The sequence below is a fragment of the Pseudoxanthomonas sp. GW835-FHT14C01 genome (assembly GCF_058793715.1).
Window position 1 is genome coordinate 210801 of sequence record NZ_JBXAGB010000002.1, and the last position, 26957, is coordinate 237757.

Sequence of the window (26957 nt, forward strand, 5' to 3'; positions counted from 1 at the left end):
TCGCGATGTATCCGGAAATCGCCCGGCGGAAGCCGTTTCCAGAGGGTTTGACCCTGTCTGTAAACGTTTTCATAATGGCTTCCCCGTAACACCGGCGTTCCCGGGAGGACCGCGTACATGCCGCATCAGCGAAGGATCGAAGGCCTGATCGCCGAGATGACGCTGGGGGAGAAGATCGGCCAGCTCGGCGCCTTCGCCGACGCGCTGCGGCCGTTCGCCTTCGATGTCAATCCGGAGACCTTCGCGCGCGATGCCGAGCAGGTGCGCGAGCAGATCCGCAGCGGTCGCGTCGGCGCGCTGTTCAACGGTGTGGGCGCGGCGGAAGGCCGCGAGGCGCAGCGCATCGCGGTGGAGGAGAGTCGCTTGGGCATTCCGCTGCTGCTGGGCGCCGACGTCATCCACGGCATGCGCACGGTGTTCCCGATTCCGCTGGGCGAAGCGGCCAGCTTCGAACCCGACCTGGCCGAGCGCACCGCGCGCGCGACCGCGAAGGAAGCCACCGCCGCAGGCATCCACTGGACTTTCGCGCCGATGGTCGATGTCGCCCGCGACCAGCGCTGGGGCCGCGTGGCGGAAACCTCGGGCGAGGACGTGTACCTGTCCTGCGAATTCGCCGCTGCCCGCGTGCGCGGCTTCCAAGGCGACGACCTGACCGCCGCCGATTCGCTGCTGACCACGCCGAAGCACTTCGCCGCCTATGGCGCGATCTCCGCCGGCCTGGACTACAACTTCGTCGACATGGCGCCGCAGACGCTGCGCGACGTGCACCTGCCGCCGTTCAAGGCCGCGATCGACGCGGGCGCGCTGACGCTGATGAGTTCGTTCAACGACATCAACGGCGTGCCGGCCTCGGCCAACCGCGAGCTGCTGACCGACATCCTGCGCGGCGAATGGAAGTTCGACGGCTTCGTCGTTTCCGACTACACGTCCGACCTGGAGCTGATCGCGCACGGCTACGCCAGCGACGAAGCCGACGCGGCGCAGAAGGCGCTGTCGGCCGGCCTGGACATGAGCCTGCAGAGCGGCCTGTATGCCGGCCATGTCGCCACACTGGTCGCGGAAGGCCGGCTGACGATGGACGAGGTCGACGAAGCCGTGCGTCGCGTGCTGTACGTCAAGGCCGCGATCGGCCTGTTCGACGATCCCTACCGCTGTCTCGACGCCGGACGCGAAGCCGACCAGTCGCACATCGCCGCGCACGACGCATTGGCGCGCGACTGCGCACGCCGTTCCATCGTGCTGCTGAAGAACGAGGCCGACCTGCTGCCGCTGAAGAAGGCCGGCCAGCGCATCGCGCTGATCGGTCCGTTCGCGCAGGACACCGCCAACCTCGGCGGCTGCTGGAACATCTTCGGCGACGCCGCGCGCATGGTGGACGTGGAAACCGGCGTGCGGGCCGCGCTGGACGCCCCGTCCGCGCTGGTCGTCGTGCCGGGCAGCGGCATCGAGGACGCGATCGACGGTGGCATCGACGCCGCCGTCGCCGCCGCGCGCGACGCCGACGTCGTGCTGCTGGCCGTCGGCGAACCGCACGAGTTCTCCGGCGAGGCGCAGTCGCGCACGCAGATCGTGCTGCCCGCCGCGCAGCAGGCGCTGGCCGAGGCGGTCGCCGCGACCGGGACGCCCATCGTCGTGGTGTTGCGCAACGGCCGCGCGCTGGCGCTCGAAGGCGCGGTGCGCGAGGCACAGGCGATCCTGGTGGGCTGGTTCCTCGGCACGCAGACCGGTCCGGCCATCGCCGACGTCGTGTTCGGCGACTACAACCCGTCCGCGCGCCTGCCGGTGAGCTTCCCGCAGGATGCCGGGCAGCAGCCGTACTTCTACAACCATCCCGCCACCGGCCGTCCCAACGTGCCGGGCACGCCGCGCTTCTTCCAGACGCGCTGGCGCGAGGTCACGCATGCCGCGCTGTATCCGTTCGGCCATGGGCTGACCTACACGCGCTTCGATTACGGCGTGCCGCAGCTCGACACGCAGACGCTCGGCTGGGACGACACGCTGACCATCCGCACGCGCATCAGCAACACCGGCGCTTGCGGCGGCGAAGAAGTGGTGCAGCTGTACCTGCGCGACCGTGTCGCCAGCCGCGTGCGCCCCGTGCGTGAACTGAAGCGCTTCCGCAAGGTCGCGCTGGCCGCCGGCGAGTCGCAGGAGGTCGTGTTCACGCTGACGCGCGCCGATCTCGAGTTCCACGGCGTCGACAACCGCCCGATCGCCGAACCCGGCCTGTTCGACCTGTGGGTCGCGCCGTCCAGCGCCGTCGGCGACGCGGTGCCGTTCGAACTGCTGGCGCCCTGAACGGCATGGCCGCGGGTGAAGCGGCGACGCCGGTCCTGGGCGCGCGCGAGCGCGTCGCCACCCGTATCGCGTTCTTCATCGGGGGATTCGCGATCTCGGCGTGGGCGCCGCTGATTCCCTTCGCCAAGCGCAAGCTCGCGCTGGACGACGGTCAGCTCGGACTGCTGTTGCTTTGCCTGGGCGTAGGCTCGGTGCTGATGATGCCGCTGGCCGGCGGGCTGGCCGCACGCTTCGGCTGCCGTCGCGTGATCCTCGCGGCGGGGACGGTGATCTGCCTGTGCATGCCGGCCCTGATGCTGGCGCCGAGTATCCCGGTGCTCGCGCTGGTATTGGCCATCTTCGGCGCCAGCATGGGCGTGCTCGACGTGGTAATGAACGTGCAGGCGGTGATCGTCGAGCGCGACAGCGGGCGCGCGATGATGTCCGGCTTCCACGGCATGTACAGCGTCGGCGGCATCGCCGGCGCGGGCGGCGTCGCGGGCGCACTGGCGCTTGGGGCGTCGCCGTTGCTGGCGATCGGCGGCATGGCGATCGTCGCCGCGTTGCTGTTGGCGTCATCCCGTCGCGGTCTGCTGGTCGAAGGCGGCGAGGGCGACCATCCCGCGTTCGTACTGCCGCGCGGGCGTGTGCTGCTGGTCGGCGCGGTGTGCTTCGCGATGTTCCTGTCCGAAGGCGCGGTGCTGGACTGGAGCGCGGTCTTCCTCACGTCGGTGCGCAATGCCGATCCGGCCACGGCAGGTTTCGGTTACGTCGCCTTCGCAGTGACGATGACGATCGGCCGCCTGACTGGCGACCGCATCGTGCAGGCACTGGGTGCATTCCGTGTCGTGGTCTGCGGCGCGTTGATCGCGGCCGCCGGCTTCCTGCTGGCGATCCTGGTGCCGTCGCCGCTGGCCGGGTTGGCAGGTTTCGCCCTGGTCGGGGCCGGCGCTGCCAACGTGGTGCCGGTGATGTTTTCCGCGGCGGGTCGCCAGCGTGCCGTGCCCACGCATCTGGCCGTCGCGGCGGTCACGACGATGGGTTATGCGGGCGTGCTGCTGGGTCCGGCGGCGCTGGGCTTCATCGCCAAGCTCACCTCGCTGGCGGCGGCGCTGGGCTTGCTGGTCGCGCTGCTGGTCGCGGTGGCGGCGGTCGCGCGCGTCGCCACGCGCGACTGATCACTCACGGGCGCGGAGCGCCGCGCATCACCGGGCCAGCGGGATACCCGCCATACGGGCCGTAGTACACGCCGGGGCCGTCGTAACGGTCCACGTTGATGTTGAGATTGAACGTGCGCGGCTTGCCTTCGTCGTCGTACGTGGTCTTGCAGAGATTGAGGTTGGCCGCGTTGTAGGTACTGCGGCCATGGCCCTTGCTGTAGCCGATGCCCGTGGTGACGCTGCCCGACACGCCGTCCCCGTCATCGTCGCCGTAGTAGACACAAGGATCGACCGCAGCGGCCGGTGTGGCGTCCTTCCTGGGACGTGCCGGTCGCGTGTCGCCGTACCAGGTGCCCGGAGGATCCTTGGCGTACGCAGCCGACGGCGGCAGGCTGAGGTCGAGCGCTTCGGCATCGGACTGCGCCCAGGCGGGGCGGGCAATCAACAGGACCAGCAGGGCGACGGGCAGGGTCTTCATGGGAATCCCGGGGCGGCGGCCCACCGGACGGCAGGCCTGAAGGCAAGCTAACAGCCGGGGATTGAATGCCCGCTGATGCGGAGCCCCGTGGCCGCGGAACTTCATCCCGCCGCGCCGAGCACATCCAGTACGCGCTGCCCGTAGCGCTCGAGCTTGGCGCCACCGATGCCGCCGACCCTCGCCAGGTCGGCCAGCGTCGCCGGCTGCTGTTCGGCGATGTTGCGCAGCGTGCTGTCGTGGAAGATGACGTAGGCGGGAACATTCTGTTCGCGCGCCAGTTGCGCGCGCAGGTCGCGCAGCACCTGGAAGCGCGGCAGATCGGCGGGCTGCACCGGCACGCCGCTGCGCGCACCGCGGTCGCGTTCGCGCCGCTCGCGCTGTTCCTTGCGCAGCTGCAGGCGGCGCTCGCCCCGCAACACCGCGCGGCTGCCCTCGGTCAGGCGCAGGCTGCCGAACTCGGCCTCGACTTCCAGCAGGCCGCAGGCGACCAGTTGCCGGAACACGCTGCGCCACGCGGTGGCGTCCAGGTCCTTGCCGATGCCATAGGTGGTCAGGTGGTCGTGTCCGCACTGGCGGATCCGCTCGCTCTCGCTGCCACGCAGGACGTCGATCACGTGATTCACGCCGAAACGCTGGCCGCTGCGGTACACGCAGCTCAGCGCCTTCTGTGCGGCCTCGGTGGCGTCCCAGGTCTCGGCCGGACTCAGGCAGTTGTCGCAGTTGCCGCAGTCGTGCGGGTAGATCTCGCCGAAACCCGCCAGCAACACCTGCCGCCGGCATTGGGTGGATTCGCAGTAGCCCAGCAACTGGTCCAGCTTCCGTCGCTCCAGCCGCTTGCGTTCCTCGCCGGCCTCGCCCTGTTCGATCATCTGCTTCAGCAGCACCACGTCGCCCAGTCCATAGCAGAGCCACGCCTCGGCCGCGTCGCCGTCGCGGCCGGCACGGCCGGTTTCCTGGTAATAGCCTTCCATCGACTTGGGCAGGTCCACATGCGCCACGAAGCGCACGTCCGGCTTGTCGATGCCCATGCCGAAGGCGATGGTCGCCACCATGACGATGCCGTCCTCCCGCAGGAAGCGCCGCTGGTGGTGCGCGCGTACGCTCGCATCGAGCCCGGCGTGGTACGGCAGGGCGTTGAAGCCCTGCTCGGCGAGGTAGTCGGCGAACTGCTCCACCCGCTTGCGCGACAGGCAGTAGACGATGCCGGCCTCGCCCTGGTGCTTGCGCAGCATGTCGCGCAACTGGTGGCGCGCGTTGTCCTTCTGCACGACGGTGTAGCGGATGTTCGGGCGGTCGAACGAGCTGACGAACTTCTCCGCGTCGACCAGGTTCAGCCGCTCGGCGATCTCGCGCTGCGTCGGCGGGTCGGCGGTGGCGGTCAGCGCGATGCGCGGTACCTCCGGCCAGCGCTCGTGCAGCAGGGTCAGTTCCAGGTACTCGCGGCGGAAGTCATGGCCCCACGCCGAGACGCAGTGCGCTTCGTCGATGGCGAACAGCGCGATCCGGCTTCGGTCCAGCAAGGACAGGAAGCGCCCGGTCAGCAGCCGCTCGGGCGCGACGTACAACAGGTCGAGTTCGCCGGCCAGCAGCGCCTGCTCGACCTGGTTGGCCTCGTCCGCCGCCAGCGAGGAATTCAGGAAGGCCGCGCGCACGCCCAGCTGGCGCAGCGCGTCGACCTGGTCCTGCATCAGCGCGATCAGCGGCGAGACGACGATGCCGGTACCGTCGCGCAGCAGCGCGGGCACCTGGTAGCAGAGGGATTTGCCGGCGCCGGTCGGCATGAGGACGAGGGCGTCATGGCCGGCGGCGAGATGTTCGACGATGGCCTGCTGGTGGCCGCGGAAGGCGCTGTAACCGAAGACGCGCTGGAGGGTTTCGAGTGCGGGGGACGACATGGGCACAGGATAACCCGAGGGTCGATCCGCTCCCTGGGCTGACGCCCCGGAGAAGGGTGGGGGAAATCCGACACTGGCTGGAAAACGGGACGCCCGGCCAAGGCCGGGCGTCCAGGTAACGCGGGCGCGGCGCGCTTACTGCAGCAGCGAGCGCAGCATCCAGGCGTACTTCTCGTGCGTCTGCAGCCGCTGGGTCAGCAGGTCCTCGGTCGGCGCATCGTCGGCGTCGTCGGCGATGTCCAGCACCTTGCGGGCCGTACGGCAGACGGCCTCGTTGCCGACCACCAGCTGGCGGACCATTTCGCGCCAGTCGGCGCTGTCGGTCAGGCCGGGCTCCTCGGGAATCGAGGTCAGGCTGACGAACTCCCGGTACGAGCCGGGCGCATTGAAGCCCAGCGCGCGGATGCGCTCGGCGATCTCGTCCAGCGCGGTCCACTGCTCCGTGTACTGGGTTTCGAACATCGTATGCAGCGAATTGAACATCGCGCCGGTGATGTTCCAGTGGAAGTTGTGGGTCTTCAGGTAGAGGGTGTAGCTGTCGGCCAGGAAGCGCGACAGACCGTCGGCGATCTTCTTGCGTTCGCCCGTGCTGATGCCGATATCGATGTTCGGTGCCGACGGGGCCGCCGCGAGCGGGGCGGCTACCGAGGTGGCCTTGGTCTTGGCGAGCTTGGTCTTCGGCTTGGCCATGCGGATTCTCCTGTAGGTGGGTTGAGGCGGCACAATGGACACACTAGAACATGTGGCGTGAGCGAAAAGTTTCAACGTCGTGCTGAAGAATGAAAACCCCTCGTGACCCCTCCCATGCCGCCCCCGACCGCACCGCCCTGGACCAGGGGCGGGGTGCGCTCGACCGTGCCCTGAGCCGGGACCGCGGCCGGCTGCACGGGCTGTGGTCGCGCTGGCAGGGCAAGCCCGCCGATGCCGGCGCGCGCCAGGCCTTCGAGCAGGCATTGGCGGTGTCGATCGCCACCCGCGAGCGCCGTCTATCGGCCGTGCCCGCGGTGACGCTGGACGAATCCCTGCCGATCGCCCGCGAGGGCGAGCGTATCGTCGAGCTGATCCGCCAGCACCAGGTAGTGGTGATCGCCGGTGAGACCGGCTCCGGCAAGACCACCCAGCTGCCCAAGCTGTGTCTGGCCGCCGGCCGGGGCGTGGCCGGCATGATCGGCTGCACCCAGCCGCGCCGCATCGCCGCGCGCGCGGTGGCGCGCCGCGTGGCCGAGGAACTGAAGACCGAGCTTGGCCGTGGCGTCGGCTTCCAGGTGCGCTTCAACGACCAGGTCGGCGAAGACACCCACATCAAGTTCATGACCGACGGCATCCTGCTGGCGGAGATCGCCAGCGACCGCTGGCTGTCGGCCTACGACACGATCATCGTCGACGAGGCGCACGAGCGCAGCCTCAACATCGACTTCCTGCTCGGCTACCTGAAGCAATTGTTGCGAAAGCGCCGCGACCTGAAGGTCATCGTCACCTCGGCGACCATCGACACCGGACGCTTCGCCAAGCACTTCGACGACGCGCCGGTGATCAGCGTGGAGGGCCGCACCTATCCCGTCGAGGTGCGCTACCGCGCGCTGGAAGGCGAGGGCGAGCAGGAAGGCGAACGCACGGTCAACGACGGCATCGTAGCGGCGGTGGACGAGATCACCCGGCAGGACGCGCGCGGCGACGTGCTGGTCTTCCTGCCGGGCGAGCGCGAGATCCGCGACGCGCACCTGGCGCTGGAGCGCCGCAAGTACCGCAATACCGAGGTGTTGCCGCTGTACGCGCGCCTGTCCAACCAGGATCAGGACCGAGTGTTCAATCCCGGCGCGAACCGGCGCATCGTGCTGGCTACCAATGTCGCCGAGACGTCGCTGACGGTGCCGCGCATCCGGTACGTGGTCGACCCCGGCTTCGCCCGCGTCAAACGCTACAGCCCGCGCAACAAGCTGGATCGCCTGCATATCGAACCGATCTCGCAGGCCAGCGCCAACCAGCGCAAGGGCCGCTGCGGCCGCATCGCCGAAGGCATCTGCTACCGCCTGTACGCGGAAGCCGATTTCCAGGCGCGCGCGGAGTTCACCGATCCGGAGATCCGCCGTTCCAGCCTAGCCGGGGTGATCCTGCGCATGCTGCAGCTGGGCCTGGGTCGCATCGAGGACTTCCCGTTCCTGGAGGCGCCGGATGAACGCGCCGTGGCCGATGGCTGGCATCAACTGGCCGAACTGGGCGCGGTCGACAACGCGCGGCGCATGACCGCCATCGGCCGACAGATGGCGCGGCTGCCGGTCGACGTGAAGCTGGCGCGCATGCTGGTGGCCGCGCAGGCCGTCGGCTGCCTGCGACCGATGCTGGTGATCGCCTCGTTCCTCGGCATCCAGGATCCGCGCGAACGTCCTGCCGACGCGCGCGGCGCGGCCGACACGGCGCACGCGCAGTTCGCCGACGGGCGCTCCGAGTTCGTCGGCGTGCTGCGCCTGTGGGATGCCTATCGCCAAGCCCACGAAGACCTGACCCAATCGAAGTTGCGCGACTGGTGCGGCCGCCATTTCCTCGGCTTCCTCCGCATGCGCGAATGGCGCGAACTGCATCGCCAGTTGCGCCTGCTGTGCGAGGAGCTGGGCTGGAAGGAAGAAGCCCACGAGGCGTCGATGGCGCCATTGCTGGCCGGCAGCAGCGCACTACCTCCCGCGCGCGATGACGCCGCGGCCGTCAAGGCGACGCGAGGCCAACTGCATCGCGCCGCGCGGCTGGCCCGCGAGGGCAAGGCCAACGCCGCACCTGCGCCGGTCGCGGCCAGCACGCACAAGGAGCAGGTGTCGGCCGCCGGTGGCTTCAGCGAGCGCGTGCGCGCCAGCGCCTACCAGACGCTTCATCGCGCGCTGGTTGCCGGACTGCCGACGCAGATCGGCCACCGCACCGACAAGGGCGATTTCCAGGCGCCACGGCAGCGCCGCTTCCTGCCGTTCCCGGGCTCACCGCTGTCCAAGCGCCCGCCGCCGTGGCTGCTGGTCGCCAACCTGCTCGACACGCAGAAGGTGTGGGGCATGACGCTGGCCGCGATCGAGCCGGACTGGGTGATCGCCGAACTGCCGCACCTGCTGCTGCGCAAGCATTTCGATCCGCACTGGTCGCGCGCGCAGGGCCAGGTGCTGGCGTCGGAGCAGATCAGCCTGTTCGGGCTGGTACTGGCGCCGAAGAAGCCGGTGCATTACGGCCGCATCGCGCCGGCGGAAGCGCACGACTTCTTCGTCCGCCAGGGCCTGGTGACCGGCGAGATCAACACGCGCGCGTCGTTCGTCGCCGACAACCTCAAGACGCTGGAACAGGCGCGCGAAGAAGAAGCCAAGCTGCGTCGCGCCGGCCTGGTCGCCGACGAGGACTGGCAGGCGCGCTGGTACCTGGACCGCGTGCCGGCCGACCTCCATTCCGCTGCCGGGCTGGATGCGTGGTGGAAAGGCCTGCCGGCCGACAAGCGCCGCGCGCTGCACTGGTCGCTGGCCGACCTGCTGCCGGGTGAAAGCAGCGAGGAAGACCGGTACCCGAAGTACTTCGCGCTGGGCGATGCGCGATTGCCGCTGCACTACAAGTTCGAACCGGGCGCTTCCGACGACGGCGTGACGCTGGAGGTGCCGCTGCACCTGCTCAATGCGCTCGACCCCGCGCGGCTGTCATGGCTGGCCCCCGGCTTCGTCGCCGACAAGGCGGCCGGGCTGATCCGCAGCCTGCCCAAGGCGATGCGGCGCAACTACGTGCCGGCGCCGGATTTCGGCCGTGCGTTCTTCGAAGCGTTCGCCAAACCGACCGCCGACGACATCCGTGGCGAACTGGCACGCTTCCTGTCGCGTGCCACCGGCGTAACGGTCAGTGCGCTCGACTTCGACGAAGCTGCGCTGGAGCCGCACTTGCGGATGAACCTGCGGCTGCGTGAAGACCCGCGTGGCGCGGGAGAAGGCAAGGTGCTGGCCGAGTCGCGCGACCTCGACGAACTGCGCGCCCGTTTCGGCGCGAAGGCGGGACAGGCGTTCGCCGCGCGCGCCGGTCGTGCGATGGCGGCGACCGGGCTGCGCGACTTCCCCGCGCAGCCGATTCCGCGCGAGGTGCCCGGCGAAGCCGGCGTGCCCGCGTATCCCGCGCTGCGCGATGACGGCGAGACTGTGGCGTTGCAGGTATTCGCCGACCGTTCGGAAGCTGCTGCCGCACATCCGGGCGGCGTACGCCGCCTGCTGGAGATCGCGCTCGCCGACAAGGTGAAGCAGGCGCGCAAGCAGCTGCCGGTATCGCCGAAGACGGGCCTGCTCTACGCGGCGATCGAATCGCAGGAGCGGCTGCGCGGCGACATCATCGATGCGGCGATGAATGCGGTGCTGGCCGACGGGCTGGACGCGATCCGCGACCGTGCGGCGTTCGAGCAGCGGCGGGACGATGCCGGCAAGCGGCTGTTCGGTGAAGCGATGGAGCGGCTGAAGCTGGCCGAGGCCATCCTGTCGGCGGTCGCGGAGTTGAAGCCGCAACTGGAGGCGCCGCTGATGGGGTGGGCGCGCGGCAACCTCGACGACCTGCGCGCGCAGCTGGCGGCGCTGGTGCATCCCGGGTTCCTGCGCGACACGCCGGCCGATGCGCTGGCGCAGCTGCCGCGCTACCTGAAGGCGATGACCCTGCGCGCCGAGCGCGCCAAGCGCGACCCGGCCAAGGACCAGGCCCGCATGCTGGAACTCAAGCCGTTCGCCGACGCGCTGGCGCAGGCGAACGAGGATGGCATTGCGCAGGCGCCGGACTGGCAGGCGCTGCGCTGGGACCTGGAAGAACTGAGGGTCTCGGTGTTCGCGCAGGAACTGGGCGCGAAGAGCGGCGTGTCGCCGAAGAAGCTCGCGCAGCGCCTGCAGGCGCTGCGCGGGTGAGGCGATCCGTCACTCGACCCGGGTGACCTTGGGCTTCGGGATGTGGCCCTCGACGCTCAGGTACCAAGCGCCCACGAGCCCCGGCGTGATCACCACGTTGGCATTGGATATCCGCTTCATCGAGGTGTACTCGCCTTCGGTGACGCGCCAGCGCTGGCCGTTGGCCAGGGTGATCTCGGTGCCGCGCGACCAGCCGCGCAGGTCGCCGACCAGTGTGCTGGCGATAGCATTGACGCCATCGCCCTTGAATGAAGCGCCGCGTACCTTGGTGGCGCTGTCTTCGCGCGTGGCCTTTACTATCGCCTGCTGGTCTTCGTTGAGCAGGCTGTTGAGCAGGGCGAGCTGTTCGCTGCTCAGTTGGTCAAGGCCGGTGGCTTTCATCTGCTCGGCGGACAGTCGCTTCTCGATTGCGACGTAGTCGGCGGCTTGGAGGGGGAATGCGCTCGCCGACAGCAGGGCAAGCAGCAGAAGGTGGATCTTCAGGCGCATGGGTATCCTCGGGATGACGTCACTTGATGCGGCGGACGGGCGCGGCGGTGTTGTAACCGTCGATCTTCATGAACCAGGTATTGCCGAAGCGGGATGGCGTGATCTTCACCGCGGGATCCGTGCGGCGCACGCCCGCGAGCGATGCGGGCTCGACCTGTTCCCACACTTGGCCGTTGGCGAGCGTGTACTGGCGTCCCTTGGCGAATCCGTTGAATGCGCCGACGATGGTGCTCGCGATCGGTTCGGACGTGCCGAAATCGAAGAATCCGCGGGTTTCCTGTTCGACTTCCTTGCGGCCTTCCTGCTTGGCCTGCGCCACCGCCTGCGCGGTCTGCTGGCCGACGCGCTTCTGCAGCCACGCATCCAGCGCGGCCAGTTCGGCCGGGCTCAGCTTGTCCAGGCCAGCGGCCTTGAATTCGCCTTCGCTCATCGCATCGCGCAGCGGCTCGAGCGGGCGTTCCTGCGCGAAGGCGCACGTGGATGCGACCGACAAGGCGATGGATAGAAACAAGCGGCTCATCTTCATGGTTGTTCCTGCGGTCGACTGGCCGGTAGTGTAGTCATTCCGGCGACCGTTGGTCGCCCACCCGCACGGCCCATGGTTTCCCCCGTCCACGACATCGCCACGCTGCTGCAACGGCCCGCCCTGCAGGCGCTGCCGGCACCGCTGCGCCGTACGCTGGCCGATGCGGCGACGGCGGCGGGGGCGCAGGAGGGCATGCCCGACGCCGTCGATGTGCTGGCCGACACGCTCGATACGCTGGCGACCCTCGGTGCGGATGGCGACGTCGTCCTCGCCGCCGTCCTGCATGGATTGCCGGCGCTGCAGCCGGCCTTAGCTGCCGCGGCCGGCCGGCAGGTGCCCGGTCTGGCCGACCTGCTGGAAGGCCAGGTAGCCGCGGCCCAGGTCTGGGCGCTGCATGCCGAGCAGGCGCGCGGCGTCAATACGGAAGGTCTGCGCCGGTTGTTGCTGGCGATCGTGCGCGACCTGCGCGTGGTCACCATCCTGCTGGCCCGACAGCTTGCCCGCATGCGCGCCGCGGGCGTCCTGCCCGAGTCCGAGCGCCAGGCATTGGCGCGGCTCACCCGCGACATCCATGCGCCGCTGGCGAACCGGCTGGGCATCTGGCAACTGAAATGGGAGCTGGAGGACCTGGCGTTCCGTTATCTGCAGCCTCAGGTCTACAAGCAGATCGCCACGCAGCTGGACGAGAAGCGCATCGGCCGCGAGCGCTACATTGGCGCCGTCACCGACGCCCTGCGTGCGGCACTCGCCGAAAACGGCATCCCGGCCGAGGTCAGCGGGCGGCCGAAACATATCTACAGCATCTGGCGGAAGATGCAGCGCAAGCAGGTCGGCTTCGACGAACTGTACGACCTGCGTGCGGTACGCATCGCGGTGGACGACGTCGCCGTCTGCTACGCCGCACTGGGCATCGTGCATGCGCTGTGGGTACCGATCCCCAGCGAGTTCGACGACTACATCGCGCGCCCGAAGGCCAACGACTATCGCTCGCTGCATACCGCCGTGGTGGGTCCGGAAGGCCGCACGCTGGAGGTGCAGATCCGCACGCACGAAATGCATGCGCAGGCCGAGCTGGGCGTGGCCGCGCACTGGAAGTACAAGGAAGGCAAGGCGGGCGGCGATGCCTTCGACCGCAAGATCGCCTGGATGCGCCGATTGCTGGACGGTACCTCCGACGGAACCGGCGGCGATGGCGCGCTGGCCGGCGAACTGGATGCGGAACTGGTCGAGGACCGGGTCTACGCGCTGACGCCGAAGGGCGAAGTGGTCGACCTGCCGCGGGGTGGCACGGTGCTCGACTTCGCCTACCACGTGCACACCATGGTGGGGCATCGGACGCGCGGCGCGAAGGTCAACGGCCGCATCGTGCCGCTGAACCACGTGCTGCGCAGCGGCGACCGCGTCGAGATCATGACGTCGAAGGAGCCGGAGCCGCGCCGCGACTGGTTGCTGCAGGCCAATGGCTTCCTCGCCAGCGGCCGCTCGCGCGACAAGGTGCGCGCGTGGTTCCACAAGCTGGACCGCGCACGCAACCTGCAGGCCGGACGCGAGCTGCTGGAAAAGGAGCTGAAGCGGCTGGGGTTGCATCACGCCGACCTGACGGGCGCGGCGAAGAAGTTCCATGCCGACAACGTGGACGAGCTGTACATCCAGGTCGCCTTGGGCGACGTGGGGCCGCACCAGGTGGGGCGCGCGCTGCACGAAGAGCAGCGCGCGGCGGCGGAGCCGGAGGCATCGACGCTGCCGGTGCGGCGTCCGCCACGCAAGGTCGCCAAGCCGGGCAAATCGAAGTTCACCGTGCAGGGCGTGGGCAACCTGCTGGTGCAGCTCGCCCGCTGCTGCCAGCCGGTGCCGGGCGAGCCCATCGCCGGCTACCTGACGCGGGTGCGCGGCGTGACCGTGCACCGCACCGACTGCGTGGCGTTCGCACGGCTGGCCGCCACCAGCCCGCAACGCGTACTGCCAGTGGAGTGGGGGCAGGCTGGCGGTGGCTACGAGGTGGACGTGCAGGTCACCGCGCTCGACCGCAAGTGGCTGCTCAAGGACATCACCACCCTGATCGCGCAGGAAGAAGCCAACGTGCTGGACATCAACAGCCAGAGCAACCGCGCCAGCGGCCGCGTGCACCTGCGCCTGCGCCTGAAGGTGGCCGACTTCGGCCAGCTGTCGACGCTGCTGGGCAAGCTCGATGCGCTGCCCGGGGTCGAAGACGCACGACGTTCAGGCTGACTGGTTATGCTGCGGGCGTGACCCGCGAAGACCACCACGACGCCGGACGGGGCCGACGCATCGAACCGCGCATCGACTGGACGCGCGCCACCGCGACGGAGGTCGGCGCGCGCCACCCCCGGGTTCTCGGATGGCGAGACCGGCCCCGCTGGCGTTGGGTGCTGGCGGCCGGCATCGCCTTCGTCCTGTTGCTCGTGGTCCTGCGCGGGCCTTTGGCGGACATGCTGTGGCCGCAGACCCGCATCCAGTCGCTGCTCGGCCAGGCCGACGAGGCCCTGCAGGCAGGACGGTTGGATGCCGCCGACGGCAGCGGCGCGCGCCAGCTGTACGAAGCGGCACAAGCGCTGGACAACGACCGCACCGAGGCCGCCGACGGGTTGCGCCGCGTGGCGCAGGCTGCATTGCGGTCGGCAGGCATCGCGCTGGAACAGAACAGATTCGACGATGCACGCACGCGGCTCGCGCTCGCGCGCGACCTGCAGGTGCCGCGGCCGCAGGCCGATGCGCTGGCGGCGCGCCTGCGGGCACGCGAGGCCGAGCATGCGGGTATCGACGGCCTGCTGGCGGCGGCGGCGCGGGCGCACGCGGACGAACGCCTGTGGGGCGGCGAGGACACGGCACTTCCCTTGTACCGGCGCGTACTGGCACTGCAGCCGACGCGCATCGAAGCGCTGGAAGGCAGGGAAGATGCGTTGTCCGACCTGCTGCAGGACGCCACACAGCGGCTGCGTCGCGGCGAACTCGGCGAGGCGGCGGCCCGGATCACGGCCGCACGCACGTTCGACGCCGGCCACGTCGATCTTCCGCAGGCGGAGGCCGCGCTGGCGGCCACGGTGGATGCGCGGCGTCGCATGGGCGCGCGTGACCTGGCGCGAGGCCGGTTGGCCGCCGCGCGATCGGCCTATGAAGCGGTCGTGTCGGCCTTGCCCGACGACGCCGCAGCACGGCAGGGTCTGGAGCAGGTGGGTATCGCGTACGCGCGGCAGGCCGAGCATGAGGCCGGTGATTTCAACTTCGCGCAGGCGCAACAGGCGTTGGAACAGGCGCGTGAGCTGGCGGCGCAGTCCGCGGGCGTGCTACAGGCCGAACAGGCGGTCTCGCGGGCGCGCCAGGCGCAAGTGCGCCAGGACGCGACGCCGTCCATGACCGCCCGCGAGCGCGACCGGCGCGTCGGCGTGCTGCTTGCACGGATGGCGCAAGCCGAGGCGCAGGGCCAGTGGCTGACGCCGCCGGGCGAGAGCGCCTACGACACGCTCCGCGCAGCGCAGGCGCTCTCGCCCGACAGCGTGGCGGTGAGACAGGCTGCGACCCGCCTGCTGCCTGCCGTCCGCAACTGCTACGAAGACGAACTGCGCGCGAACCGCATCCGCCGTGCGCAGGCCTGCCAGCAGGCGTGGCAGACCCTGCAGCCGCGCGACCCCGCGCTGCAGGATGCGCGGCGGCGGCTGGCGGAAAAATGGATCGCGGTGGGAACGGAGCGGCTGGGCGCGGGCGACCTCGGATTCGCCGCACAGGCCTTGCAGGAAGCGCGGCGGTTGGATGGCACGGTGACCGGGCTGGACGATTTCGCGTCGCGTGTCCGCGTGGCGCAAGCGGCCTCGGCGCCCTAGCGCAGGAAGACGCGGCGGACCGTGTCGCGTGCGGCATCCATCGAGAAGTGGCGCGCGATGTTCGCCAGGCCGTTGTCGGAGAGCCGCTGCCACAGCGCCGCATCGCCATACAGCCGCAGCACCGCCTCGGCGAAGGCGGCGGCATCATCGGCGACCAGGACGTCGTGTCCGTCGCTCAGGTGCATGCCCTCCACGGCGCACGTCGTGGCCACCACCGGCTGACCGTGCGCCATGCTCAGGTTGACCTTGCCCTTCACGCCGGCACCGAATCGCAGCGGCGCCAGGGCGATGCGCGCGCCATCCATGTACGGGTCCAGGTCCGCGACGTGCCCGTGCACGACGATGCCCGGCTGCGACTGCAGCGCCAGCACCTCGGCGGGCGGCGCCATCCCGATGCAGTGGAAACGGATGCCGGGCTGCCGCGCGCGGATCAGTGGGAAGACCTCGCTGCCGAACCAGCGCACCGCGTCCACATTGGGTGGATGGCGGAAACCGCCGACGAACACCAGGTCGTGCCGCTCTTCGAACGGAAGGCCCGTGGTGGCGACTTCATGCAAGTTCGACAGGACCTCCACGCGGGCATCCGGTAGCAGTGTCGCCAGCATGTCTCGCTCCAACGGGCTCACCACCAGCGCGGTATCCGCCTGTTGAATCAATGCAAGCTCGCGATCTCGGGTGCGTTCGGCGGCGCGGCGCAGGCTGGCGTCACCAGATAGCTCGGCGCCGCGCATCTCACGTAAGAAGTGCAGATCGACCGTATCGAAAACCACACGCGCCCGCGGCGCGAAACGGCGGACCAGCGGGAGGAACTCGGCGGCAACGTAGTGTCGCGACAGCAGCACCACGTCGAAGCGGGGGCCGTGTTCGCGCAGCCAAGCTGGAATGGAGGTTAGGTGCGGGGCATGCCAAGCTTCAACGCCGGACCGCTGCAAGTCGAGCGTATAGCCGCCGGCGTGCATGGAGTTTGCGGGCATAAAGACGACATGGTTCCCTTCGGTCTGGAGTAATCTGATGAGATTGACCATTCTCAATGAGCCCGAATCCTTGTCAGGCTCGGGCGTGAGCGCATCGATGACAAGTACGTGTCGTAAATGCTTTGCCACGTTGGTGGCTGCTGGCAGGGTCTTCGGGCTGGGGTGCGATGCGAGTTCGCGCTCCCATTTTTCGTGGAAAATCCGTCGATTCCGTGCTTGGTAGGCCTTTGCTCCACTGCCAACGTCTGTTCCGGATGTAACGCCCTCTAAATGAACCACGCGCGAGGCTGGTTGGTAGATCACTCTGTAGCCCAGCGCGCGCACGGCGAATCCTAGGTCGGTGTCTTCGTAATATGCTGGCGCATAACGGGTGTCGAAGCCTCCCGCGGCGTGGAAGATCTCTTTCGATACCGCGATAGCGGCTCCTGAGCAATAGTCCGCGTCACGCAGGAAAGCGAAAGGTGGGTCGTCAGGGGATCCGAAACGGCCGTAGTTCCAGGCAGAGCCATCGTTGAATACCACGCCCCCGGCTTCCTGCAAACGACCATCCGGATAAAGCAGCTGAGCTCCTGCCAAGCCCACCCGTGGCTGATGCTCGAACGTGGTCAGCAGCGCATCGAGCCAGCCAGGTTGAGGAATTGTGTCGTTGTTGAGGAATACCAAGTGACGGCCCTTCGCCAGCGCCGCGCCATCGTTGCAGGCCGCGATGAAACCACCGTTTACGATGCGACGGTGGTAGCGCAGGCCAGCGATCTGCAGCATCCAGCCGCAGGTTTCATCGGTAGAACCATCGTCAACCACGATGATCTCGCACTCCACTGCCGGCGGATGTTCCGCGAGCGCGCGCAGGCACGCGAGCGTATATGCCGCCTGGTTGTAGACCGGGATCACGATGCTGGCAATTGGCGTTGCGCTTGTTGGTACCTCGAAAGGGACGAAGTGTCCGGTTGCCGGAAAATAGAGTGGCGCTGACGCAGGCAGCGGCGCGTGCGCCAGCTGTTTGCGCACCCGGGCCAAGGTGGGTCCCAGTCCACGCGTGCGAAGGCTGGCTAGGCCCCGCCTGACCATGCCACGAGCGCGCTCCAGCACAAAGCGCATTTCAGCCCACGACATCGACATTCCGTTGCAACTCCAGCTGAGCGAGGGGGAAACGGGCCGGGCGCACCCTTGGCGGCTGCGCTAGACTCGCCCGAATTCCCATTGTCGCATCCCCTGTGGCCCGCAACGACTACGACGACGAAGCACTGGACGAAGACGACATCGACGACGGCGACGGTCCCGGCTGGCGGCAACGGCTGCTGACGTGGGGCCTGGCCGCGGTAGGCCTGGGCCTGGGATTCCTGATCCCTTACACGCTGTACCTGAACCATCAGGTCACCGAGCGTTTCGGTGAACTCCGCTGGCAGATCCCCACCCGCGTCTACGCACGTCCGTTGCAGGTCGCGCCGGGCCTGGCGATGGATGCGCAGACGCTGAAAACCGAACTCGATGCCGCGTCGTACCGCGACGACGGCGCCGGCGAACGTCCCGGCACCTATGCGCGCGAGGGCGGCCGGTTCACCATTTCCAGCCGCGGCTTCATCGATGTGGACGGCCGCGTTGCGCCGCGCAGGCTGCAGGTCAGCCTGTCCGATGGGCGGATCGCTGCGGTGCGCGACCTCGGTCGCAAGCAGAACCTCAAGGCGGCGCGGCTGGATCCGGCGCGCATCGCCACGCTGTACGGACAGAAGCAGGAAGAACGCCGGCTGGTGCGACTGGAGGAAGTGCCGGAGCTGCTGGTGACCGGCCTGCAGGCGGTCGAGGACCGCGATTTCAAGGACCACCACGGCATCGACCTGTCGGGCATGGTGCGCGCGGCGTGGCTGCTGGTGCGTTCGGGCGGCGACACCCGCCAGGGCGCCAGCACGTTGACCCAGCAGCTTGCGCGCAGCGGCCTGCTCGGCATCGGCAAGGAACAGACGCCGACGCGCAAGTTCAACGAGATCCTGTATGCGCTGATCCTGGAGGCGCGCTACGACAAGCGCACCATCCTGGAGGCCTATTTCAACCAGGTGTACCTGGGCCAGCGCGGCAGCCAGGCGATCCACGGCGTCGCCGCCGGTTCCGAATTCTGGTTCGGGCGCGATCTCGACAGCCTGACCACCGAGCAGATCGCGCTGCTGATCGGGATGGTGAAGGGGCCGTCGTACTACGACCCGCGACGCAATCCGGAACGTGCGAAGGAGCGTCGCGATTACGCGCTGCTTAAGCTGCACGAGACCGGCCTGCTCAAGGATGCCGAATACCAGCGCGCGCTCGCGGCGCCGCTGGGGGTCACGCAGACGCCGGGCATGGCCGCCGCCAACCGCTTCCCCGCCTATGTGGATCTGGTCCGGCGCCAGCTGGCGCGCGACTACCCCGAGAGCGCGCTGCAGGGCGCGGGTCTGAGCGTGCTGACCGGCATGTCGCCGTCGGCGCAGGCCTACGCGGAAGCGTCGGTGACGCGCACGATCAAGGCGCTGGAGAACAAGCGCCGGCCCACGCTGCAGGCCGGCATGGTGGTCACCGACGTGCACGACGGCGACGTGCTGGCCGTGGTCGGCAGCCGCAATGTCTCCGAAGTCGGCTTCAACCGCGCTGTCGAGGCGCAGCGGCCGGTCGGCTCGTTGTTGAAGCCGTTCGTCTACCTGCTCGCGCTGGCACAGCCCGATCAGTATTCGCTGGCGACCTGGGTGGATGATTCGCCGGTGACCGTGCAGCTCGGCAAGAACCGCCGCTGGACGCCGGCGAACGCGGACCGCCGCAGCCATGGCACCGTGCGCCTGGTCGACGCGCTGGCGCGGTCGTACAACCAGGCCACCGTGCGCGTGGGCATGAAGGTCGAGCCGGACCGCCTGGCGCAACTCATCCGCGTGCTCGCCGGCATCCAGGCCGAGCCGAACCCGGCCTTGATCCTGGGATCCACCGACCAGAGTCCATACGCGATGGCGCAGCTGTACCAGTTCCTCGCATCCGGTGGCGAGATCCAGCCGCTGCACGCGGTGCGCGGCGTGCTCGATCCCGAGGGCAAGCTGCTCAAGCGCTACGACAAGACGCCGGCACCGGCGCAGGAAGGCGATTCCATCGCCGCCAACCTGATCACGGTGGCCCTGCAGCAGGTGGTCTCCAACGGCACCGGACGCCAGCTGATCGGCGACGGCCTGGGCCGGCTGCAGTCCGCGGGCAAGACCGGCACGAGCAACGACAGCCGCGACAGCTGGTACGCGGGCTACACCGGCGACCACCTGGCGGTGGTGTGGATGGGCAACGACCAGAACGAACAGACCGGCCTGTACGGGGGCACCGGTGCGATGCGCGTGTGGTCGGGCCTGTTCGCGCGCCTGCCGAGCGCGCCGCTGAAGGTGTCGGGCAAGGGCCTGGACTGGCAGTGGGTGGTCGGCGCCAACACCACCGACGCCAGTTGCCCCGAAGCGCGCCAGTTGCCGTTCGTCAGCGGCTTCGCCCCTCCCTATGCGGCATGCGTGGTCGAGCCGCCGCCGGTCGAAGGCGAAGAACAGGAAGGCGGGGGCTGGCGCAGCTGGTTCGGCCTGGACCGCAAGGAAGAATCCGCCCCGCCGCCCGAACCCGCTCCGCAACAGCGATGACCATGAAGCATGCCTCTCCCGTTTTCCTGATCCTGCTTGCCGGCTGCGTGTCCGCGCCGGTGCCCGAAACGCCGGCCGCGCGCGATCCGGTGACGCCGGAGCAGCGCGTCGCTGCAATCCATGCCGCTGCCGGTGCCGACGACCGCGAGCTCGCCGTGCAGCCGCTGCGCGACCCGCAGGTCGAGGACCTGCGCGAGGCCGCGCAGCAGGCGCGTGCGACGCGCAACGTCGCGGCCGCCGCGGACGCGTTGAACCAGGCATTGCTGCTGGTGCCGGACGATCCCGCGGTGCTGCAGGAGCGTGCCGAAGTCGCATTGCTGCAAGGCGACTACGCGCGTGCCGACACGCTGGCGCAACGTGCCTTCCAGCTGGGCTCGCAGGTAGGCCCGCTGTGCCGCCAGCACTGGGAGACCGTGCGCCAGGTGCGCCAGCATGAACTCGCGGTACTGCCGCCGTTGCCGACCCGCCACTCGCCGGAAGACGCGGCACAGCGCGATGCGCGTGCCGCTGCCCTGCAGGCCGCCATCGCCGACACCGAAGCCAGGCGCGATGCCTGCACCGTCCCGGTGATCCAGCGCATGTGAGGCGCCCCGCGTCCTGCGCGACGCGGTACCCTTGTCGCTGCACGCCGCCTTCCGTTGTCCCGATGTCCCAGCTAGCCCAGGCCAGCCGCGACGCCCTCAGCGAGGGCGGCGCGCTGGCGGAACGACTCGACGCCTTCGCGCCCCGCGACGCCCAGCAACGCCTGACGGCGGCGATCGCCGACGCCTTCGATGCGCGCGACGTGCTGCTCGCCGAAGCCGGCACGGGCACCGGCAAGACCTTCGCCTATCTCGTGCCCGCGCTGCTGTCCGGGCTGAAGACCATCGTCTCCACCGGCACGCGCGCGCTGCAGGACCAGCTCTATCACCGCGACCTGCCGCGCGTGCGCGATGCGCTCGGCGTGGCCGGTCTGAAGTCGGCGCTGCTGAAGGGGCGCAGCAACTACCTGTGCCGCTACCGCCTCAACCAGGCCAAGGGCGATCCGCAGACGCTGCGCACCACCTTCACCAGCCGCGAGCAGGTCGACCAGTTCCAGCGCATCGTCGCGTGGGGCGGGCGCACGCAGTTCGGCGACATGGCCGAGCTGGCGGCGCTGCCGGACGATTCGCCGCTGCTGCCGCTGGTCACCTCGACGATCGACAACTGCCTGGGCAGCGAGTGCCCGTTCTGGGACGACTGCTTCGTGGTGCAGGCGCGCCAGCGCGCGCAGTCGGCGGACATCGTGGTGGTCAACCATCATCTGCTGCTCGCCGATCTGGCGCTGAAGCAGGAAGGCTTCGGCGAGATCCTGCCGGGCGCGCAGGCGTTCGTCATCGACGAAGCGCACCAGTTGCCCGAACTGGCCGCCAACTTCTTCGGCGAAGGCTTCGGCATGCGTCCGCTGCAGGAACTGGCGCGCGATTGCCTGACCGAATCGAAGGATGCGGCCGGCGCGCTGTCGGCGCTGCAGCCGCCGGTGCGTGCGCTGGAGCAGGCGCTGCGCGAGCTGCGCGCGGCGATGGAGGGCCTGCCGGCACGCGGCACGCGCGAACGGCTGCTGGCGAAACCGGGCGTCAGCGCCGGCTTCGACGTGCTCGCCGCTGCGCTGGACGAACTCACCGCGGCGCTTGCACCGTTGGTGGAAGCGTCGCTGGGGCTGGAGGCGTGCGCGGCGCGGGCGAAGGAGTTCGGTACGCGCTTGTCGCGCTGGTATGCGGCGCCGGTGGCCGGGGCGTTCGACGACGATGCCGCGGCGGCGTCCGCCGACGATGCCAGCGACGTGCTCTGGTACGAGCTGACGCCGCGTGCGTTCCGTTGCCAGCGCACGCCACTCGATGTGTCCGGTCCACTGCGCCAGCATCGCGAGCAATCGCGCGCGGCGTGGGTGTTCACCTCGGCCACGCTCGCGGTCGGCGGACGCTTCGATCATCTCGCCGTGCGGCTGGGCCTGGACGATCCGCCGACGCTGCTGCAGCCCAGTCCGTTCGACTGGCCGCAGCAGGCGCTGTGCTACCTGCCCACCGGGCTGCCCGATCCGAATGCGCCGGGCTACGGCGCGGGATTGATCGCGACGCTGCGGCCGGTACTGGAGGCGTCGCAGGGACGCGCGTTCCTGCTGTTCGCCTCGCACCGCGCACTGCGCGAAGCCGCGGAGGCGTTGCGCGGCGGTCCGTGGCCGCTGTTCGTGCAGGGCGAGGCACCGCGCGGCACGCTGCTGCAGCGGTTCCGCGAATCCGGCAACGGCGTGCTGCTGGGGGCGGCGAGTTTCCGCGAGGGCGTCGATGTGGTCGGCGACGCGCTGAGCGTGGTGGTGGTGGACAAGCTGCCGTTCGCCGCGCCGGACGACCCGGTGTTCGAGGCGCGCCTGGAAGCGGTGCGCCGCGCCGGCGGCAATCCGTTCCGTGACGAACAGCTGCCGCAGGCGGTGATCGCGCTGAAGCAGGCGGTCGGCCGGCTGATCCGCAGCGAGACCGACCGCGGCGTGCTGGTGTTGTGCGATCCGCGCCTGACCGGCAAGCCTTACGGCCGTGTGTTCCTGGATTCGCTGCCGCCGTTCCGTCGCACGCAGCGCGTGCAGGACGTGCAGCGTTTCTTCGGTGCCGAGGTCGAGGAAGCACCGCCGCCGACCGTACGCACCGGCGACGCGGACGACTGGTTCGCGGATGCGCGCTTCTGATCGCCGAACCGCGGCAGCGTTTAAGCTAGCCCCCTTCTTTCGCCTGCCCGCCCCATGAAGCTGCTCGCCTTCGAGACCGCCACCGAAGCCTGTTCCATCGCCGTCTACGTCGATGGCGAGGTGCGCGAGCGCTTCGAGGTCGCGCCGCGGCGACACGCGGAACTGGCGTTGCCGTGGGCCGAGCAGCTGCTCGCCGACGCGGGCCTCGCGCGCGGCCAGCTCGATGCGATCGCGCTGAGCCGGGGACCCGGCGCCTTCACCGGCGTGCGCTTGGCGATCGCGCTGGCGCAGGGCATCGCGCTGGCGCTGGATCGGCCGCTGGTGCCCGTGTCCACGCTCGCCGTGCTGGCCGCGCAGGTGCCGCCACCCCCCGTGACCGCGGGCGAGGGCGGCTGCGATGTCGGCGTGCCGCATCCCATCCTGGCCGCCATCGACGCGCGCATGGGCGAGATCTACACCGGCACCTTCGCGCACCGCGGCGACCGACTCGAGGCCACGTCGGCAGAAGCGGTGATCGCACCCGCCGGCTACGCACTGGCCGGCGACGATGCCGACTGGATCGGCGTGGGCACCGGTTTCGCGGCCGGCGAGGGCGTGCTCGCCGCCCGCCTGCAGCCGCGCTTCGCCCGCATCGATGCGCAGGCGTTGCCGCATGCGGCGGATCTCGCCCGGATCGCGGCAGCGGCTTTCGAACGCGGCGACGTGGTCGCGCCGGAGTTCGTCGAGCCGGCCTATCTGCGCAACAACGTCGCGCTTACCCTGGAAGAGCAGAAAGCGCTGCGCGCCTCGCGCGGCTGATCCGGGAAGCGTCCGCCGGGATGCCATCGGTCATGGTTGACGATCTGCGCCCCATCTGTACTATGTGTGTTAGTACAGTTGACCGGACGCCCATATGGCCCGTACCACGCCCTTGATGCTGCAGATCGCCACCGGCGACGCACGGCCCATCGTCCGCCAGATCGTCGACGGCGTGCGCATGAAGATCGCCACCGGCGAACTGACGTCCGGCGACCAGCTGCCCAGCGTGCGCGGACTGGCGCAGCAGCTGACGATCAATCCCAACACCGTCGCCAAGGCTTATGCGGAACTGACCACCGAGGGCTGGCTGGAAGCGCGGCAGGGCATGGGCCTGTACGTTGCCGCGCCGCGACAGCGCCTGTCCGACAGCGAGCGCGAGCGCCGGCTGGACGACGCCGTGGGGCGCTTCGTCAACGACGTGATTCCGCTGGATTTCGCCGCCGACGAGGTGCAGTCGCGGGTGGCGCACGCCCTGCAGCGGCTGGCGCCGCGCCGTATCGCCTGAGCCGGGGAACGACATCGCCATGTCCGACGACTACGTCATCGAAACCCGGGCACTGACCCGCCGCTACGGCGCGAAGCTGGCGCTGGACCATCTGGATCTCGCCGTGCCGCGCGGTCGCATCCACGCCATCGTCGGCGCCAACGGCGCAGGCAAGTCGACGCTGTTCCGCGTGCTGCTCGGCTTCCTGCCGCCGTCCTCGGGATCGGCGCGCATCCTCGGTCGCGACAGCCAGCAGCTGCAGCCACAGGATCGCAGCCGCATCGGCTTCGTCAACGAGGAACACACGCTGCCGGGTTGGATGCGTGTGGAGCAGGTACGCGCCATGCAGCAGCACCAGTACCGGCGCTGGAACACGCGCGCCTACGATGATGTGATCGGTCACTACCACGTGCTGCCGCAGCAAAAGGTCTCGCAGCTTTCGCGCGGCGAGCGCGCTGGCTTCAACCTGGCACTCGCACTCGCGCAATCGCCGGAACTGCTGGTGCTGGACGAACCGACGCTGGGGCTGGACGTGGTGGCCAAGCGTGCCTTCCTGGAATCGCTGATGTACAGCACCGCGGCCGAGCACTGTACCGTCGTGTACTGCTCGCACCAGATGGAAGAGATCGAGCGAGTCGCCGACAACCTGATCATCCTCGAACGCGGGCAGCTCAAGCACATGTCGGCGCCGGAGGATTTCACCGCGCGCGTGGCGCTGTGGGTAGCGGACGTGCCGTTCAAGGGGCCAGACCCGAGCAGCGTGCCCGGACTGCTGGAAATGCAGCGGCTGGATGGCCTGCACCACTACCTGGTGATGGACCAGGACGAAGGCTTCGCGGTGTTCCTGCGCGAACAGGGTGCGCGTTCCATCCAGTGCATGCCGGTTAGCCTGGACCGTGCGGTCAACGGCTTCCTGGCCAAGCACCACGCCACGCCGGCAGCGGCTTGAGGACACACGCATGTACGACTTCTTCAGGAGCGAACTCCTCCGTTTCCGTGGCTGGGCGCTGCTCGCCGCGCTGGTGCACCAGCTGGCGCTGGCCTTCATGGCGCGCGTGGTCGACCTGGGCCAGCAGCCGCTGGTCGTGCATCGGGTGATAGGTGGGTTGTACGCGCTCGCCGGCCTGTTGCTGGGGCTGTACCAGATGGGCAGCTATCGCAAGCCGAGCCAGTGGGTCAGCCTGCTGCACCGGCCGATGGCGCCGGGCCGCATCGCGTTCGCGTTGGCGGCCGCCGCCGCAGTGCTGCTGGCGGTGGCGGTGGCGCTGCCCTTGCTGGCCGTCGCGACGTGGCAGGGAACCCTCACGCCACGCGTGGTCGATCTGCGCCACTGGTTGCTGCCGCTGTCGGGCTGGCTGATCGCCACCGTCGCCTATCTCGCCGGTGCGTGCTGCAGTCTACGCGGCTGGCGCTGGGCGGGCGCGGCGCTGGTGCTGCCGGTCTGGCCGCTGGTCAGCCATGCCTATGGACCGGCGATGATCGCGATCGAACTTATCGTGCTGGCCTGGCTGGCGCTGATGCTGCGCATCGCCTTCGTCGCCGACCTCGATTCGCCGCCGCGCACTGCGCTGGCGACGGCCGCGGTGGCGCTGCCGCTGCAGGTCGCGTTGTACCTCGCGTTGCTGGTGCTGCTGTTCTGCATCGAGATGCTGTGGATCGTGCAGGGCAGCCATCCGAACAACACGCCGACGCCACCGGTCGGCGGGCACAACGAAGTGGAGAAGATGGATGCGCGCGACCGCATGATCGCGGGCCTGCGCGGAAGTTCCCATCCCGACGCGCCGCTGCTGCGCGAGCAGATCCGCCTGTCCGATCCCGAAGGCCTGGGCGTACAGGTACCGAAGCTGCCGCAGTACCAGGAACTGGCCAACTTCCGTCCGATGGAATTCGACGATGGCGAACGTCGCGTGCGCTGGGTGTTCAGCCACGACGACATGCGCCTGCACGGCTATCACCTGGCGGACCAACGCGCGGTCGGTGCACTGGGCGTCGGTGCGGCGCGCGCGCCGTTCCCGGCGGTGGTGTTGCCGGGCGACAGCCTGCCGGGCATGGAGCCCGGCGACGCCTTGCTGGTCGGCGGCGACACGCTGTACCAGTACCGCAGCGCGCCGCATCAGGTACTGCCACGGCTGCGCGTCGCGGCCGGCGAAACGCTGATGGGCGGCGGTCCGCTGGGACAGGGCGTCGGCATGCTCAGCGACCGGGCGCTGTACTTCTTCGATGGGCGTCCGCTGGTGGAGGGACAGGGCGTCGTGACGCCGCGGCTGCGCGTGCCGCTGCCGGGCACGATGGGCGACCTGCGCAACCTGGACATGATCGAACTGGTCGACGGCCACCTGATCGCGCTGGCGTTCTCGGCCGAGGCGCACAGCGACGGCGCCGTGCCGATGCAGATCACGCTGCGCACGCACGACGACGGTCGCATCGAGACCGTGCATCGTCGCGCGCTCACGTTCGACTATCCACCGCTTTACCGTTATCGCCACTGGTGGCCATCGCCGGTACTGGCGACGATCGCCGAGGCGGCCCGCAACCTGTTCGCACCGCCGTTGCCGCTGGATGTCACCGCACCGGCACCGCGACCAACCTCGATGCTGTGGCTGGCCGGCCTGCTGTCGCTGCTGGCCGTGATCGGCGCCGTGTGGCGCACCGCACGCACCGCCTTGTCGCCGCCTGCGCGCTGGGCTTGGATCGCGGCTTGCGCGCTGATCGGACTGCCCGCCCTCGGCAGCCTGTGGTTGCTGGTACCACGACGCGAGGTCGTTGCCGAGCTTCCGTTGCCTGCACCGGCGATTGCCTGAAGGTTCCGCACCGCCCCTCGAAGGAG

The 26957-nt window shown here is 69.4% G+C and carries 18 protein-coding genes; 12 read left to right on the plus strand and 6 right to left on the minus strand.

Translation table 11 applies throughout. From position 1 onward, the window contains the following. The first annotated feature begins 117 nt into the window (after positions 1-117). The gene (locus tag AC1Q5B_RS07580; protein WP_492631122.1) at positions 118-2298 is read left to right on the plus strand and encodes a glycoside hydrolase family 3 N-terminal domain-containing protein; all 2181 of its coding nucleotides are present in this window, start codon (positions 118-120) and stop codon (positions 2296-2298) included. A 5-nt stretch (positions 2299-2303) separates the two neighbouring features. Then, positions 2304-3455 carry an MFS transporter gene (locus tag AC1Q5B_RS07585; protein WP_492631123.1) on the plus strand — a complete coding sequence of 384 codons (1152 nt, stop codon included), beginning with the start codon at positions 2304-2306 and terminating at the stop codon, positions 3453-3455. A gap of 4 nt (positions 3456-3459) precedes the next feature. On the opposite strand, the gene AC1Q5B_RS07590 is transcribed toward AC1Q5B_RS07585, so the two are convergent. The 3 genes from AC1Q5B_RS07590 to AC1Q5B_RS07600 all read right to left on the minus strand — a co-directional run bounded on the left by AC1Q5B_RS07590 (position 3460) and on the right by AC1Q5B_RS07600 (position 6500). Next, positions 3460-3915 carry a hypothetical protein gene (locus AC1Q5B_RS07590; RefSeq protein WP_492631124.1) on the minus strand — a complete coding sequence of 152 codons (456 nt, stop codon included), beginning with the start codon at positions 3913-3915 and terminating at the stop codon, positions 3460-3462. Between the two features lie 101 nt (positions 3916-4016). Beyond that, on the minus strand, positions 4017-5810 hold the full coding sequence (recQ, locus tag AC1Q5B_RS07595; RefSeq protein WP_492631125.1) for a DNA helicase RecQ: 1794 nt from the start codon (positions 5808-5810) through the stop codon (positions 4017-4019). A 135-nt stretch (positions 5811-5945) separates the two neighbouring features. Then, positions 5946-6500 (minus strand): Dps family protein, encoded by a 555-nt coding sequence (locus tag AC1Q5B_RS07600; RefSeq protein ID WP_492631126.1) that lies wholly within the window; start codon positions 6498-6500, stop codon positions 5946-5948. A gap of 89 nt (positions 6501-6589) precedes the next feature. Here AC1Q5B_RS07600 and hrpA point away from each other — a divergent pair, with 89 nt between their 5' ends. Continuing rightward, a complete protein-coding gene (gene hrpA / locus AC1Q5B_RS07605; RefSeq protein WP_492631127.1) occupies positions 6590-10699 on the plus strand; it encodes an ATP-dependent RNA helicase HrpA in 4110 nt (1369 codons plus the stop codon). Between the two features lie 9 nt (positions 10700-10708). Here hrpA and AC1Q5B_RS07610 read toward each other — a convergent pair whose 3' ends face one another. Both AC1Q5B_RS07610 and AC1Q5B_RS07615 read right to left on the minus strand, forming a co-directional pair. Further along, positions 10709-11188: a hypothetical protein gene (locus AC1Q5B_RS07610; RefSeq protein ID WP_492631128.1), complete on the minus strand. Its 480-nt coding sequence runs from the start codon at positions 11186-11188 to the stop codon at positions 10709-10711. 19 nt (positions 11189-11207) lie between these two features. Continuing rightward, positions 11208-11714 (minus strand): hypothetical protein, encoded by a 507-nt coding sequence (locus AC1Q5B_RS07615; RefSeq protein WP_492631129.1) that lies wholly within the window; start codon positions 11712-11714, stop codon positions 11208-11210. Between the two features lie 72 nt (positions 11715-11786). On the opposite strand from AC1Q5B_RS07615, the gene AC1Q5B_RS07620 reads away from it, so the two are divergent. After that, positions 11787-13943 (plus strand): RelA/SpoT family protein, encoded by a 2157-nt coding sequence (locus AC1Q5B_RS07620; protein WP_492631130.1) that lies wholly within the window; start codon positions 11787-11789, stop codon positions 13941-13943. Positions 13944-14101: 158 nt separating this feature from the next. Next, on the plus strand, positions 14102-15553 hold the full coding sequence (locus AC1Q5B_RS07625; protein ID WP_492632059.1) for a hypothetical protein: 1452 nt from the start codon (positions 14102-14104) through the stop codon (positions 15551-15553). On the opposite strand, the gene AC1Q5B_RS07630 is transcribed toward AC1Q5B_RS07625, so the two are convergent. Next, positions 15550-17646 (minus strand): glycosyltransferase, encoded by a 2097-nt coding sequence (locus AC1Q5B_RS07630; protein WP_492631131.1) that lies wholly within the window; start codon positions 17644-17646, stop codon positions 15550-15552. The genes AC1Q5B_RS07625 and AC1Q5B_RS07630 overlap by 4 nt on opposite strands. Before the next feature lie 125 nt (positions 17647-17771). Between AC1Q5B_RS07630 and mrcB the strand changes: the two genes are divergently transcribed. The 7 genes from mrcB (at position 17772) to AC1Q5B_RS07665 (ending at position 26931) form a co-directional block, all read left to right on the plus strand. Beyond that, positions 17772-20150: a penicillin-binding protein 1B gene (gene mrcB / locus AC1Q5B_RS07635; RefSeq protein ID WP_492632060.1), complete on the plus strand. Its 2379-nt coding sequence runs from the start codon at positions 17772-17774 to the stop codon at positions 20148-20150. Beyond that, entirely contained in the window at positions 20147-20734 is a 588-nt protein-coding gene (locus AC1Q5B_RS07640; protein ID WP_492631132.1) for a hypothetical protein, read from the plus strand. Before mrcB ends, AC1Q5B_RS07640 begins: the two co-directional genes overlap by 4 nt. Before the next feature lie 62 nt (positions 20735-20796). After that, the gene (gene yoaA, locus AC1Q5B_RS07645; RefSeq protein WP_492631133.1) at positions 20797-22848 is read left to right on the plus strand and encodes a DNA repair helicase YoaA; all 2052 of its coding nucleotides are present in this window, start codon (positions 20797-20799) and stop codon (positions 22846-22848) included. A gap of 54 nt (positions 22849-22902) precedes the next feature. Continuing rightward, entirely contained in the window at positions 22903-23646 is a 744-nt protein-coding gene (gene tsaB / locus AC1Q5B_RS07650) for a tRNA (adenosine(37)-N6)-threonylcarbamoyltransferase complex dimerization subunit type 1 TsaB (protein WP_492631134.1), read from the plus strand. A gap of 94 nt (positions 23647-23740) precedes the next feature. Next, positions 23741-24151 carry a GntR family transcriptional regulator gene (locus AC1Q5B_RS07655; RefSeq protein WP_492631135.1) on the plus strand — a complete coding sequence of 137 codons (411 nt, stop codon included), beginning with the start codon at positions 23741-23743 and terminating at the stop codon, positions 24149-24151. Positions 24152-24170: 19 nt separating this feature from the next. Beyond that, positions 24171-25079, plus strand: a complete 909-nt coding sequence (locus tag AC1Q5B_RS07660) for an ABC transporter ATP-binding protein (protein WP_492631136.1) — start codon at positions 24171-24173, stop codon at positions 25077-25079. 10 nt (positions 25080-25089) lie between these two features. After that, entirely contained in the window at positions 25090-26931 is a 1842-nt protein-coding gene (locus AC1Q5B_RS07665; RefSeq protein WP_492631137.1) for a hypothetical protein, read from the plus strand. Positions 26932-26957: the final 26 nt, after the last annotated feature.